This is a genomic window from Catellatospora tritici, assembly GCF_019083965.1.
In the GTDB taxonomy this organism is placed as follows: Bacteria; Actinomycetota; Actinomycetes; order Mycobacteriales; family Micromonosporaceae; genus Catellatospora; species Catellatospora tritici.
Genome location: NZ_JAHRCY010000001.1, coordinates 261815 through 275180, shown reverse-complemented (window position 1 = coordinate 275180; position 13366 = coordinate 261815). Strand labels below are relative to the sequence as shown.

The window sequence follows — 13366 nt, the reverse complement described above, 5'->3', positions numbered from 1 at the left end:
ATTCGTGCGGTTTCCCCGAAACTGCACGAAAACCGTGGCCGCGCCGCACGCCGGGGTCAGGCGTGGTTGGCGGTGGCGGCGAGTTTCGGCAGGTCGGTGGGGCGTACCGCGGTCAGCGGGACCACCGTGCCGTCGAGCAGCGCCGCGACCACCCGGCGCGGGCCGTCCACCCGCAGCTCGTCTATCTGCGCCCAGGCGATGTCCCGGGTGGCCAGCAGCGCGCGCACGTGCAGGCCGTCGCCGTCGGCGTCGGTCCCGGCCCGCCACGCCCACACCGCGATCACCAGTGGCACCACCAGCACCAGTGGATACAGGCCGCCGAGGGCGGCGATCGGCAGCGCCCCGATCGCGGTGATGGCGGCGGCGACGCTGATGGGGGCGGGCAGGCGGAAGCGGGTCACGGGCCGATTGTTCCACGTAGTCTTTTGTGTCGGACGTCACGGGCATACTGGCCCGCATTCGGCAATCCACAGGTTGGAGCGAGGTCGACGATGACCGTACTGCTGCTGATAGGCACCGCGAAGGGACTGTTTCTGGCCCGCCGGGACCGGGTCGGTGACGCCTGGGATGTCTCGGTGCCCCAGTTCCCGATGACCTCGGTATACGCCGTGGGCATCGACCGGCGGCGGTCCACGCCCCGGCTGCTGGCCGGCGTGGACAGCTCCCACTTCGGGCCGAGCGTCGCCGTCAGCGACGACCTCGGCGGCTGCTGGCGCGAGCCCGACCACGCCCCGCTGGCCTTCCCCGCCGACACCGACACCGCGCTGCGCCGGGTGTGGGCGATCGCCCCCGGCCCGGCCGCCGAGCCGGACGTCGTCTGGGCGGGCACCGAACCGGGTGCGGTGTTCCGCTCCACCAACGGCGGCACCACGTTCGAGCTGGTCCGCGGTCTGTGGGACCACCCGCACCGGCCGCGCTGGGACGCCGGCTTCGGCGGGCAGGCGTTCCACACCGTGCTGCCGCACCCCACCGACCCGCGCCGGGTGCTGGTCGCGATCTCCACCGGCGGCGTCTACCGCACCGAGGACGGCGGGCAGAGCTGGCACGCCGCCAACACCGGCATCCAGGCGGTGTTCCTGCCCGAGCCGGACCGGTTCCCGGAGTTCGGCCAGTGTGTGCACAAGGTCGCCCGCGACGCCGCCGACCCCGAGCGGCTGTACCTGCAGAACCACCACGGGGTCTACCGCTCCGACGACGACGGCCGCAGCTGGAACTCGATCGCCGACTCGCTGCCCAGCGACTTCGGCTTTCCGATCGTGGCGCACCCGCGCCGGGGCGGGACGGTGTGGAACTTCCCGCTCACCGCCGACGCGCAGCGGTTCCCGGTCGACTTCAAGTGCCGGGTGTTCCGCACCACCGACGCGGGCGGGACCTGGTCGCCCCAGGCGTACGGCCTGCCCACGGCCCCGTTCTACCCGTCGGTGCTGCGTGACGCGATGTGCGTCGACGACGCCGATCCGGTCGGGGTCTACTTCGGCACCCGCACCGGCGAGGTGTACGCCAGCGCCGACGAGGGTGACAGCTGGGCGCTGGCCGCCGCGCACCTGCCCGACGTGCTGTGCGTGCGGGCGGTGCGGCTCTGATGGTCACCGTGCTGGTGCCGGGCCCGCTGCGGACCGAGTCCGGCGGCGAGTCGCGGCTGGAGGTCGACTCCGGCGGTACGCTGCGCGCGGTGCTCGACGAGGTGTCGCGGCGCTGGCCCCGGCTGGGCAGGCGGCTGCGTGACGAACGCGGCGAGCTGCGCCGCTATGTCAACGTGTACGTCGACGGAGAGGACTGCCGCATGCTCGACGGCCAGGAGACGCCGGTCCCGTCCGGCGCGGAGGTCCAGGTGCTGCCCAGTGTCGCGGGCGGCAGCGGGCCCGTGGCGCAGGAGACGGCCGTCTTCGACGGCGACCGGGTGCTCGCCGAGAACTTCGCGCCCTGGGTGCTGGAGCTGGGCCTGACCGTGGCCGAGACCGGCCCGGACTGGGCCACCCTGCGACTGCCCTGGTCGGACCGGCTGGCCCGGGAGGGCGGCGCGCTCAGCGGGCAGGCGCTGATGGCCGCCGCCGACACGGCCACCGTGATCGCGGTCAGCGCGGCCCGGGGCGGGTTCGTGCCGATGACGACGGTGCAGCTGTCCACCACGTTCCAGCGGCCGGTGCTCGGGAGCGACGTGCTGGTCACCGCCCGCCTGACCAAACTCGGCCGCACCATGGCCTTCGCCGACATCACCATGACCGCCAAGGGTGCCCTGGTGGCTCACGCCACCACTGTCTACGCCCTGCTGTGACGCGATGACCCGCTCCGGGGTCAGAGCAGGTCAGACCAGAACGGGACGGGCTTGGCCGGGGACTCGACGGGGGCGGGGGAGTCCACGGCGGTGGGCAGGTCGAACTCGCGGCGCAGGTACGTGGCGAGGTCGGCGCCGTAGACGATGACGTCGGTCTGCATGACGGAGAAGACCGGCAGGCCGGATTCGGGCAGGCCGGGGGCGTAGCGGTGGCCGTACACGGGGATCAGCCGTGGGGCTTCGCCCAGCCGCCGCCGCGCCACCGACAGCGCCAGGGTGAGCCGTCGCGGCCGGTCGCCCCAGGAGTCGAGCCAGAACCCGTTCTCCTGCACGTCGAACAGCACCCCGTCGATCGGGGCGTCCAGCGCGTCGCGCAGCCCGCCCGGGTCGCCGTCGCGCCAGTCGGGCCAGCGCTCGCCCAGCGGCAGCCCGGCCGCCAGCAGCGTGCGGTGGTCGGGATTGAACCGAAAGCCGTACGAGCGCTCGGCATACGCCAGCTCGCCCTCGCCCAGCGGCGGCCCCACCCGGCCGGGCAGGGCCGCGAGCAGGTCCCGGGCCACGGCCGCCGTCAGCGTCATGGGGCGAGCATAGACGGGCTACGGGGGTCGCTTGGCGCGTCCGCGACCGCGGCGGCGTGCCGCGACGAGCCGTGGTCTGGTCAGGCGGCCGGGGGAGCCGTGCTTCCGCGCGGGAGGAGCTGGGGCGTGGTGTCCTGGAAGCTGCGCATCGGCATGCCGTCGAGGATCTTCAGCAGCTGCGCGGCGGCGTGCGCGCCGTACGCGGCGATGTCGCGGCTGACCGCCGACAGCTGCGGGTGCACCAGCTGGCACAGCGGCGAGTCGTCCCAGGCCACGATGGACAGCTGGTGCGGGATCGCGATGCCCATCTCGTGCGCCACGCTCAGCCCCGCCACCGCCATGGTGTCGTTGTCGTAGATGATCGCGGTGGGCGACGGGCGCCGCGACAGCAGCGTGCGGGTGGCGCGGGCGCCCTCCTCACCGGTGTAGTCGGTGTAGACCGTGGTCACGTCGGTGAGGCCGACCCGGTCGGCGGCGGCGGAGACGGCCTGCCCGCGCAGCGCGGTGTGCCACAGGTCGGCCAGCCCGGCGACCCGGGCGATCCGCTGGTGGCCGAGCGCGGCCAGGTACTCGACCACGGAGGTGGTGACGGCGGCGTCGTCGGCCCATACGCCGGGGAGGCTGCCGAGGCCGTTGGGGCCGCCGATGATCACGCAGGGCAGGTTCAGCTCCTCCAGCACCGGCACCCGGGGGTCGTCGCGGCGCAGGTCGACCAGGATCACGCCGTCCACGCGGCGCTGCGCCCACCACCGGCGGTACGTGGCGATCTCGCGCTCGGGGTCCTCGGTGACCTGCAGCAGCAGGCTGACGTCGTGCTCGGACAGGGTGGCCTCGATGCCCGAGATGAGCTGCATGAAGAACGACTCGATGCCCAGCGTCCGGGCGGGCCGGTCGACGATCATGCCGAGCACACCCGTGCGGCCGTCCGACAGGGCGCGAGCGGCGCTGCTCGGGTGCCAGCCGAACTGGTCGGCGACGGCGAGGATGCGGCGGCGGGTCTCTTCCGAGACCCCGGGGCGGCCGTTGAGTGCGTACGAGACCGCGCCCTTGGACACGCCCGCGGCCCTGGCGATGTCGGCGATGGTGACGCGCTTCATGTGGCTCCCGGGGTGGTGTGTGTCGGCCAGCCTATGACCGACGGGCGACGGCGCGGGACCGCGGGCGGACCATCCCACGATTCCGCGCCGTCGGGGTGCGGCACGTCGCCGCCGATAGCGCCTGCTCAGCGTCGTCCGGAACGTAGTGGTGGATGACGCTGAGCAAAGGCGTGGTAGCCGGCGAGTATGAACCGTGTCGGGTGCTCAGCCGGTGTAGCCGGGCATCGGGAAGCCCTTGAGCAGGTCGCGGACCTCGCCCGCGATCCGGTCCAGGGTCGCGGTGTCGGCGGCGGCCGTGGCGTCGACCGCCTCGGCCATCCAGGCGGCGACCTGCGGCATGTGCTGCTCGGACAGGCCCCGGGTGGTGAGCGCGGCGGTGCCCAGGCGGATGCCGGACGGGCTCCACGGCTTGCGCGGGTCGTACGGCACCGTGTTGAAGTTGAGCTCGATCCCGGCCGCGTCCAGCGCCTTGGCGGCGGGCTTGCCCTCGACGCCCTTGCCGGTCAGGTCGATGAGCAGCAGGTGGTTGTCGGTGCCGCCGGAGACGAGGTCGAAGCCGTGCCCGGTCAGCGCGCCGGCCAGGGCCTTGGCGTTGGCGACGACCTGGTGCGCGTAGGCCTTGAAGGTCGGCTGCGCCGCCTCGTGCAGCGCCACCGCGATGCCCGCCGTGGTGTGGTTGTGCGGGCCGCCCTGCAGCCCAGGGAAGACGGCCTTGTCGATGGCGGTGGCGTGCTCCGCCTTCGCCATGATCATGGCGCCGCGCGGGCCGCGCAGGGTCTTGTGCGTGGTGGTGGTGATCACGTCGGCGTAGCCGACGGGCGAGGGGTGGGCACCGCCCGCGATCAGCCCCGCGATGTGGGCGATGTCGGCGACCAGGATCGCCCCGACCTCCTGCGCGATGGCCGCGAAGGCGGGGAAGTCGATGGTGCGGGGAATCGCCGTACCCCCGCAGAAGATCATCTTGGGGCGCTCGTTGCGGGCGATGTCGCGCACCTGGTCCAGGTCGATGCGGCCGGACTCGCGGCCGACCGTGTAGTGCACCGGGCGGAACCACTTTCCGGTCGCCGACACCGGCGAGCCGTGGGTCAGGTGGCCACCCTGGGCCAACTCCAGCGACAGGAACTTGTCGCCCGGATCCATGAACGCGAGATACACGGCCAGGTTGGCCGGCGAGCCGGAGTACGTCTGCACGTTGGCGTGCTCGGTGCCGAACAGGGCCTTGGCCCGGTCGATCGCCAGCGACTCGATCTGGTCGCAGAACTGCTGGCCCTCGTAGTACCGCTTGCCCGGGTAACCCTCGGAGTACTTGTTGTTCAGCACGGTCCCGCAGGCCTCCAGCACCGCGGTCGACACGTAGTTCTCCGAGGCGATCATGCGCAGCTTGTCGTGCTGCCGCTGCGCCTCACCCTCGACCAGCGCCGCCAGCGTCGGATCCGCCGCCGCCAGATGCCGCAACCCCGGCTCATGCATGGTGTGACTCCTTCTCCCCAGCTCACCCCCACCCTAACCCCGCTCCCTCCCGCCCCAACCGCCCCCCTACGCCACGTTGATCATGAACTTGTGGTCGCCGGTGAGGAGATGACGGTGGTCCGCCGTCCAGGCGGGCCGCCGAGACGCGTCACTGGCGAAGTGTTCGACGGTGTGTCGCGACCTGGCGCCGTGATCATCGAGCTACGGGCGGCCAGGGCGGGGGAGAATGGTCGGCATGGCTGTCAACTCGTTCATGGTGGACCTCGGGACGCCCGCGCCGGACTTCTCGCTGCCGTCTGCGATCACCGGGGATCCGGTGGCGCTCAAGGACTTCGCCGACTCGCCCGCGCTGCTGGTGGCGTTCCTGTCCAACCACTGCCCGTACGTCAAGCACGTCGAGAAGGTGTTCGGCGAGCTCGCCGCCTCGTACGCGACGAAGGGGCTGGCCGTCGTCGGGATCAGCGCCAACGACGTGGAGAACTACCCCGACGACGCGCCGGAGCGGCTGGCCGAGCAGGCGCACCGGGCCGGGTTCGCGTTCCCGTACCTGTACGACGCCGACCAGCAGGTGGCGCTCGCCTACCGCGCCGCCTGCACCCCCGACCTGTTCCTGTACGACGCCGACCGCAAGCTCGCCTACCGCGGCCAGTTCGACGACTCCCGCCCCCGCAACGACACCCCGGTCACGGGCGCGGACCTGGCCGCCGCCATCGACCACGTGCTGGCCCGTACCCCCGTCCCCGAGCCGCACCACCCCAGCAGCGGCTGCTCCATCAAGTGGCGCCCGGAGAACGAGCCCGCCTGACCCGCCCTGCCCAGACAGAGGCGCCGCCCCGGTCTCCCGGAGACGGCGCCTCTGTCTATCGATCATGAAGTTGTGCCCGCGACACGCCGTCGAACCGTGCCATAGGTTCATGATCGACGGGCGTGGGCCGCCCCGAGGCGGGCCGGGGCGGCGAGGGTGGTGCGGGTTACGGGACGCGGCGGTAGGCGCCGTCGGAGGCGCTGGTGGCCATGGAGGCGTAGGCGCGCAGGGCGGCGGAGACCGGGCGGTCGCGGTCCAGCGGGGTGTACGGCTTGTCGCGCTTCTCCTGGTGGAGGCGGCGCTCGGAGAGGACGTCCCAGGCGACGTCCAGCTCCAGGGTGCGGGCCGGGATGTCGATCGCGATCATGTCGCCGTTCTCGACCAGCGCGATCAGGCCGCCGCCCGCCGCCTCGGGCGAGATGTGGCCGATGGACAGGCCGCTGGTGCCGCCGGAGAAGCGGCCGTCGGTGATCAGTGCGCAGGCCTTGCCCAGGCCCCGGCCCTTGAGGAATGAGGTCGGGTAGAGCATCTCCTGCATGCCGGGGCCGCCGCGCGGTCCCTCGTAGCGGATCACCACGACGTCACCGGCGACGATCTCGTTGGCGAGGATGGCGGTGACGGCGTCGTCCTGCGACTCGAACACCTTGGCGGGGCCGCGGAAGCGCAGGCTCTCCTCGCCGACGCCCGCGGTCTTGACCACCGCGCCGTCCGGGGCGAGGTTGCCGTGCAGGATGGCCAAGCCGCCGTCCACCGTGTACGCGTGCTCGACCGACCGGATGCAGCCGTTCGCCGCGTCGGTGTCCAGCGTGGACCACACGTTCTCGGTGCTGAACGGCTGCGTGGTGCGCACCCCGCCCGGCGCGGCGTGGAACAGCCGCTCCGCCTCTGGCAGCGTCCTGCCGCTGCGGATGTCCCAGTCGTCGAGCCAGCTCTGCAGGTCGGGCGAGTGCACCGAGTGGACGTTGGTGTGCAGCTTTCCGCCGCGGTTCAGCTCGCCGAGCAGGGCCGGGATGCCGCCGGCGCGGTGCACGTCCTCCATGTGGTACTGCTGGCTGTTGGGCGCGACCTTGGCCAGGCACGGCACCCGGCGCGAGATCGCGTCGATGTCGGCCACGCCGAAGTCCAGCTCGGCCTCTCGCGCGGCGGCCAGCAGGTGCAGCACGGTGTTGGTCGAGCCGCCCATGGCCACGTCGAGCGCGACCGCGTTCTCGAACGCCTCACGGGAGGCGATGGCGCGCGGCAGCACCGACGCGTCGTCGCCCTCGTAGTAGCGCTTGCACAGGTCCACGATCAGCGACCCGGCGCGCTCGAACAGCGCCTTGCGGGCGGCGTGCGTGGCCAGGGTCGAGCCGTTGCCGGGCAGGGCCAGGCCGATGGCCTCGGTGAGGCAGTTCATCGAGTTGGCGGTGAACATGCCGGAGCAGGAGCCGCAGGTCGGGCAGGCGGAGCGCTCGATGCGGCCGAGCTGCTCGTCGCTGACCTTGTCGTCGGAGGCGGCGACCATGGCGTCGATCAGGTCGAGCTTGGTGTGCACCACGCCCTCGACCGCGACGGTCTTGCCGGCCTCCATCGGGCCGCCGGAGACGAACACGGTCGGGATGTTGAGCCGCAGCGCGGCCAGCAGCATGCCGGGGGTGATCTTGTCGCAGTTGGAGATGCAGACCAGCGCGTCGGCGCAGTGCGCGTTCACCATGTACTCGACCGCGTCGGCGATCAGCTCGCGGCTGGGCAGCGAGTAGAGCATGCCGCCGTGGCCCATGGCGATGCCGTCGTCCACGGCGATGGTGTTGAACTCGCGGCCGACGCCGCCCGCCTCGAACACCGCGTCGGCCACCAGGCCGCCGAGGTCCTTGAGGTGTACGTGCCCCGGCACGAACTGGGTGAAGCTGTTCGCGATCGCGACGATCGGCTTGCCGAAATCGTCGTCGGTCATGCCGGTGGCGCGCCACAGGGCTCGGGCGCCGGCCATCGTGCGACCGTGGGTGGAGGTACGGGAACGCAACTCGGGCATGTCGCAAGTGTGTCACTCGGCCGGGGGCGCGCCCAGCTCAGCGGTGACGTGTCCAACTCTCGGGACGGTCACTCGGGGGAATGTCGCACAGCGTGTCTCGCTTTGTGCGCAATGCTCGGGCAGAGTGGATCCGTGGACCTCCCCCCGGGGCTCGCGATAGCCGTTCTGGCGAGCGTGGTGACCGCTGTGCCCGCAGTCTGGGCGATGGCGACCAATCGGCTGGCCGACCAGCAGGGCCTGGTCGTCCGCGCGAATCGGCTGTGCGCCGGTGCGCTGGTTCTGTATGCGGTGGCGGCCCCGATCGCCTGGCTGCACACCATGCGCTGGGACGACGGCTGGGACGACCGGGTCGGCAGCCGCATCATGCTCGGCGGCCTGCTCGGCCTGCCCGCCTCGGTGGCGGCGCTGCTGCTGGTCGCGGCGCTCCTGGAGATCATCGATCAGGTGATCGGCGAGGGGGCGCGGCTGCGTCTGATGCTCGAGTCGCTGATGGGCGCCTCGGCCCTGTTCATCGTGCTGTGGACGGTGCTGCTCAGCACCCATCCGCACGCCCACGGCATGAGCACCGCCGTGCCCAAGACCTGCATGCCGGTGCTGATGGCGACCGTCCTCACCTGCGTGGTGGTGGGGTTGAGCGTGGTGCTGGTGGTGCGGGCGCAACTGCGCCGCGGGCCGCTGCTGCGCCACAGCGCGGGCGCCGCCCTGGCCTCGGTCGGCATGACCGCCGTCGCACTGGGCGCGTGCGCCGGCTGGGGCCCGATCGTGCTGCTCGGCGGGCTCATGATCCCGGCGGGCGCGGCGCTGTGGTTCGTCGGCCCGGCCCCGCAGGCGCGCACCCACGACACCGAGTCCGCCTCGCCCAGCTCCGGCCTGGCCACCGGCCTGGTGCCGGTGCTGGCGATCTCGTTCGTGGCGGTGCACGGGTACACCCAGAGCCAGGGCATCGAGATGGTGACCGCGCTGGTCGGCATCTCCAACGGCTTCTTCATGGCGGGGCGGCAGTACCTGGCCATCCTCGACGTACGCCGGGCCAACCAGCGGCTGGCCGACAGCGAGTCGCACTTCCGGGAGCTGGCCCACACCGACCCGCTGACCGGCCTGGCCAACCGCCGCGGCCTGCTGCGCACGCTCTACCTCGACGCGGTGAACGGGCCGCCGTGCGTGCTGCTCACGCTGGATCTGGACGGCTTCAAGAACGTCAACGACATGCGCGGCCACGACGTCGGCGACGCGGTGCTGATCGAGGTCGGCCAGCGGCTGCGGCTCAACCTGCGCCCCGGTGACCTGGCGGCGCGGCTGGGCGGCGACGAGTTCGCGGTGCTGATGTGGAGCAAGCAGGCCGAGGCGGCCAAGGTGGCCCAGCGGCTGCTGAACGTGCTGGCCCGGCCGTACCAGCACGGGGCGGCCGACATCTTCCTGTCGGCCAGCATCGGCCTGGCCGGGTGCGCCGAGGCCGACACGGTGCCCACCCTGCTGCGCAACGCCGACCTGGCGCTGCGCTCGGCCAAGCAGCGCGGCAAGAACCGGGTCGAGCTCTACGACGAGGTGTACGACCGCCAGCTGCGCCGCCGCACCGCGATCGAGCACGCGCTGCGCACCGCCGTCGACCGCGACGAGTTCAAGCTGGTCTACCAGCCGGTGGTGGCCCTGCCCAAGTACGGCATGGTCGGCGCCGAGGCGCTCATCCGCTGGACGCATCCGGAGCTCGGTACGGTCACGCCGCTGGAGTTCATCCCGATCGCCGAGGAGACGGGCCAGATCGAGGCGGTGGGCGCCTGGGTGCTCAACACCGCCTGTCGCCAGCTGTCGCGCTGGGTCGCCGACGGGTACGACGTCTGGGTCTCGGTCAACATCTCGCCTCGCGAGTTGCACTCCACCCGTTACGCCACGGCGGTCAAGGACGTGCTGCGCACGCACGGGGTGGCGCCCTCGCGGTTGGTGCTGGAGGTGACCGAGCACGCGGTCGCCACCGACATCGACGAGTTCCGCCGGACCCTGTCGGCGCTGCGGGCGCTGGGCGTGCGCATCGCGCTGGACGACTTCGGGGCGGGATATTCGTCACTCGGACAGCTGCGCAGCATGCCGGTGGACATCCTCAAGATCGACCGGAGTCTGGTCATCGACGCCCCGACCGACCAGGGTCCCGGCGCGCCCATGGTGGACGTGGTGGTGCGCCTGGGGCAGCGACTGGGCCTGCAGGTCATCGCGGAGGGGATGAGCGAGCCGCAGCACCGCAAGCTGGTCGAGGCGGCCGGCTGCCCGTACGGGCAGGGTCAGCTGTTCGGCATGGGGGTGCCCGCCGAGCACCTGGAGGCGATGCTGGTGGCGTCGTCCACCCGCGGGCAGGCCGGGCAGAGCGGCCAGCCACGCCCGACGGGGCTGCCGAAACCGGCCGGAAACGGCGGCATGACGATGGGTATCCACGGCCTGGTCGGCAACGGAACCGAACGTCACGACACTGCCGTCCCAACATCCGGGAGCAGTTGACTCAGCGGCTGAGATGCGTCAAGCTGAGCCCATGTCGACCTCTCGGCCGTCTGCCCGAGTACTTACCTGAGCGCACTCTCACCTGATGAGAGTGCGCTGGCCCCCGTGCGTTCCTGCACGAGGGCTTTTTTGTTGGCCGGGCTTCAACGACGTGACCTTCAGAGTCAAAGGTGATCGGAAATGACTAGACCAAGCCCTGAGTCCCTGGCCCAGCGGGCCGCGGCGCAGCGGTCCGCGCCACCTGCGGCGCCCGGCGCCCAGATCGCACCAGTTCCGTGCACCGGTGCACAGAGCCTCGTCAAGTCACTGGAGGCGCTCGGGGTAGAGGTGGTGTTCGGCATTCCCGGCGGCGCGATCCTGCCCGCGTACGACCCGCTGTTCGACTCGAAGGTGCGCCACATCCTGGTCCGGCACGAGCAGGGCGGCGGCCACGCGGCCACCGGGTACGCGCAGGCCACCGGCAAGGTCGGCGTGTGTATGGCGACCTCCGGTCCGGGCGCGACCAACCTGGTGACGCCGATCGCCGACGCGTATATGGACTCGGTCCCGCTGGTGGCGATCACCGGCCAGGTGGCCCGGCCCGCGATCGGCACCGACGCCTTCCAGGAGGCCGACATCCAGGGCATCACCCTGCCGATCACCAAGCACAACTTCCTGGTGCAGTCGGCCGAGGACCTGCCCCGGGTGCTGGCCGAGGCGTTCCACCTGGCGGCGACCGGCCGCCCCGGCCCGGTGCTGGTGGACATCCCCAAGGACGTGCTGCAGGCGCAGACCTCGTTCAGCTGGCCGCCGACGCTGGACCTGCCCGGCTACCGACCCACGCTGCACCCGCACGGCAAGCAGATCCGTGAGGCGGCCCGCCTGATCACCTCGGCCAAGCGCCCGGTGCTGTACGTCGGCGGCGGCGTGCTCAAGGCCAACGCCACCGGCGTGCTCAAGGAGCTGGCCGAGCTGACCGGCATCCCGGTGGTGACCACGCTGATGGCGCGCGGGGCGTTCCCCGACTCGCACCCGCAGCACATGGGCATGCCGGGCATGCACGGCACCGTCTCGGCGGTGTACGCGCTGCAGCGCAGCGACCTGCTGATCACCCTGGGCGCGCGCTTCGACGACCGGGTCACCGGCAAGTTGGACAGCTTCGCCCCGGACGCGCAGGTCATCCACGCCGACATCGACCCGGCCGAGATCGGCAAGAACCGCCACGCGGACGTGCCGATCGTGGGCGACGTCAAGCACGTGATCGAGGAGCTGATCACGGCGCTGAAGAGCGAAACCCACCCGCCGCGCGCCGACTGGTGGCGGCAGCTGAACGACCTGCGCACCCGCTACCCGCTGGGCTGGGAGGAGCCGGAGGACGGCACCCTCGCCCCGCAGTACGTGATCAAGCGGCTGGGCGAGATCGCCGGGCCGGACGCGATCTACTGCGCGGGTGTCGGGCAGCACCAGATGTGGGCCAGCCAGTTCATCTCGTACGAGAAGCCGGGCACCTGGCTCAACTCCGGTGGCCTGGGCACCATGGGCTACGCCGTCCCGGCCGCGATGGGCGCCAAGACCGGCAAGCCCGACGCGGTGGTGTGGGCGATCGACGGCGACGGCTGCTTCCAGATGACCAACCAGGAGCTGGCCACCTGCGCGCTGGAAGGCATCCCGATCAAGGTCGCCGTGATCAACAACGGCAACCTGGGCATGGTGCGCCAGTGGCAGACGCTGTTCTACGACGCGCGTTACTCCAACACCGACCTGGGCACGCACAAGCACCGCATCCCCGACTTCGTGAAGCTGGCCGAGGCGCTGGGCTGCATCGGCATGCGCTGCGAGTCCGCCGAGGACGTGGACAAGACGATCGAGGCCGCGATGGCGATCAACGACGCCCCCGTGGTGATCGACTTCGTGGTCGGCAAGGACGCCATGGTGTGGCCGATGGTGGCCGCCGGCACCAGCAACGACGAGATCCAGTTCGCCCGCGGCGTGCGCCCGACCTTCGACGAGGACGACATCTGACATGACCGAGCGCAGCGAGGGAATCATGGAGCAACTTCCGGCTCAGGCGGCCGCGGAGCGAAGCGGAGCGGTCGCATGAGCAAGCACACTCTGTCCGTGCTGGTGGAGAACAAGCCCGGCGTCCTGGCCCGCGTGGCCGGGCTGTTCTCGCGGCGCGGGTTCAACATCGACTCGCTGGCGGTGGGGGAGACCGAGCACCCCGAGGTCTCCCGGATCACCGTCGTGGTCAACGCCGACGAGCAGCCGCTGGAGCAGGTCACCAAGCAGCTCAACAAGCTGGTCAACGTGCTGAAGATCGTGGAGCTGGAATCCAGCACCGCGGTGCAGCGCGAGCTGCTGCTGGTCAAGGTGCGTGCGGACCGCCCGGTGCGCTCGCAGGTGCTGGAGACGGTCGAGCTGTTCCGTGCCAAGGTCGTCGACGTCGCTCCCGACGCGCTGACCATCGAGGCCACCGGCACCGCCGAGAAGCTGGACGCGCTGCTGCGCGATCTGGAGCCGTACGGCATCAAGGAGATGGTGCAGTCGGGCCTGGTCGCCATCGGCCGCGGCTCGCGCAGCATCACCGCCAACCCGTCGCTTCGTTTGGCCGCCTGAGCACCCAGAACGATCAACTGGTGAGACGCGGCCCGGGTCGTGTCACCG

The 13366-nt window shown here is 71.5% G+C and carries 11 protein-coding genes; 6 read left to right on the top strand and 5 right to left on the bottom strand.

Features of this window, described 5'->3' with window-relative positions; genetic code table 11:
• Window positions 1-56 precede the first annotated feature (56 nt).
• On the bottom strand, window positions 57-401 hold the full coding sequence (locus KUA19_RS01275) for a PH domain-containing protein (RefSeq protein WP_217393980.1): 345 nt from the start codon (window positions 399-401) through the stop codon (window positions 57-59).
• 90 nt (window positions 402-491) lie between these two features.
• On the opposite strand from KUA19_RS01275, the gene KUA19_RS01270 reads away from it, so the two are divergent.
• The gene (locus tag KUA19_RS01270; protein ID WP_217393979.1) at window positions 492-1583 is read left to right on the top strand and encodes a WD40/YVTN/BNR-like repeat-containing protein; all 1092 of its coding nucleotides are present in this window, start codon (window positions 492-494) and stop codon (window positions 1581-1583) included.
• A complete protein-coding gene (locus tag KUA19_RS01265; RefSeq protein WP_254548391.1) occupies window positions 1583-2275 on the top strand; it encodes a MoaD/ThiS family protein in 693 nt (230 codons plus the stop codon). The genes KUA19_RS01270 and KUA19_RS01265 overlap by 1 nt, the downstream gene beginning before the upstream one ends.
• Before the next feature lie 20 nt (window positions 2276-2295).
• Here KUA19_RS01265 and KUA19_RS01260 read toward each other — a convergent pair whose 3' ends face one another.
• The 3 genes from KUA19_RS01260 to glyA all read right to left on the bottom strand — a co-directional run bounded on the left by KUA19_RS01260 (window position 2296) and on the right by glyA (window position 5420).
• Window positions 2296-2853: a hypothetical protein gene (locus KUA19_RS01260; protein WP_217393978.1), complete on the bottom strand. Its 558-nt coding sequence runs from the start codon at window positions 2851-2853 to the stop codon at window positions 2296-2298.
• 80 nt (window positions 2854-2933) lie between these two features.
• Window positions 2934-3950 (bottom strand): LacI family DNA-binding transcriptional regulator, encoded by a 1017-nt coding sequence (locus KUA19_RS01255; protein WP_217393977.1) that lies wholly within the window; start codon window positions 3948-3950, stop codon window positions 2934-2936.
• A gap of 204 nt (window positions 3951-4154) precedes the next feature.
• Window positions 4155-5420 carry a serine hydroxymethyltransferase gene (gene glyA, locus KUA19_RS01250; protein ID WP_217393976.1) on the bottom strand — a complete coding sequence of 422 codons (1266 nt, stop codon included), beginning with the start codon at window positions 5418-5420 and terminating at the stop codon, window positions 4155-4157.
• Window positions 5421-5655: 235 nt separating this feature from the next.
• On the opposite strand from glyA, the gene KUA19_RS01245 reads away from it, so the two are divergent.
• Window positions 5656-6225, top strand: coding sequence for a thioredoxin family protein (locus tag KUA19_RS01245; RefSeq protein WP_217393974.1), 570 nt, complete (start codon window positions 5656-5658; stop codon window positions 6223-6225).
• A gap of 166 nt (window positions 6226-6391) precedes the next feature.
• On the opposite strand, the gene ilvD is transcribed toward KUA19_RS01245, so the two are convergent.
• A complete protein-coding gene (gene ilvD, locus KUA19_RS01240; RefSeq protein ID WP_217393972.1) occupies window positions 6392-8236 on the bottom strand; it encodes a dihydroxy-acid dehydratase in 1845 nt (614 codons plus the stop codon).
• Between the two features lie 186 nt (window positions 8237-8422).
• On the opposite strand from ilvD, the gene KUA19_RS01235 reads away from it, so the two are divergent.
• From KUA19_RS01235 to ilvN, 3 genes are all read left to right on the top strand, one after another.
• A complete protein-coding gene (locus KUA19_RS01235) occupies window positions 8423-10723 on the top strand; it encodes a putative bifunctional diguanylate cyclase/phosphodiesterase (protein ID WP_217393970.1) in 2301 nt (766 codons plus the stop codon).
• 180 nt (window positions 10724-10903) lie between these two features.
• A complete protein-coding gene (locus KUA19_RS01230; RefSeq protein ID WP_217393968.1) occupies window positions 10904-12724 on the top strand; it encodes an acetolactate synthase large subunit in 1821 nt (606 codons plus the stop codon).
• Window positions 12725-12799: 75 nt separating this feature from the next.
• Window positions 12800-13318 (top strand): acetolactate synthase small subunit, encoded by a 519-nt coding sequence (gene ilvN / locus KUA19_RS01225; protein ID WP_217393966.1) that lies wholly within the window; start codon window positions 12800-12802, stop codon window positions 13316-13318.
• The last annotated feature ends 48 nt before the right edge of the window (window positions 13319-13366 follow it).

Coding starts and splice junctions, on each gene's coding strand:
- KUA19_RS01270 (WP_217393979.1), top strand. CDS start 492: ATGACCGTACTGCTGCTGATAGGCACCGCGAAGGGACTGTTTCTGGCC.
- KUA19_RS01265 (WP_254548391.1), top strand. CDS start 1,583: ATGGTCACCGTGCTGGTGCCGGGCCCGCTGCGGACCGAGTCCGGCGGC.
- KUA19_RS01260 (WP_217393978.1), bottom strand. CDS start 2,853: ATGACGCTGACGGCGGCCGTGGCCCGGGACCTGCTCGCGGCCCTGCCC.
- KUA19_RS01255 (WP_217393977.1), bottom strand. CDS start 3,950: ATGAAGCGCGTCACCATCGCCGACATCGCCAGGGCCGCGGGCGTGTCC.
- glyA (WP_217393976.1), bottom strand. CDS start 5,420: ATGCATGAGCCGGGGTTGCGGCATCTGGCGGCGGCGGATCCGACGCTG.
- KUA19_RS01245 (WP_217393974.1), top strand. CDS start 5,656: ATGGCTGTCAACTCGTTCATGGTGGACCTCGGGACGCCCGCGCCGGAC.
- ilvD (WP_217393972.1), bottom strand. CDS start 8,236: ATGCCCGAGTTGCGTTCCCGTACCTCCACCCACGGTCGCACGATGGCC.
- KUA19_RS01230 (WP_217393968.1), top strand. CDS start 10,904: ATGACTAGACCAAGCCCTGAGTCCCTGGCCCAGCGGGCCGCGGCGCAG.
- ilvN (WP_217393966.1), top strand. CDS start 12,800: ATGAGCAAGCACACTCTGTCCGTGCTGGTGGAGAACAAGCCCGGCGTC.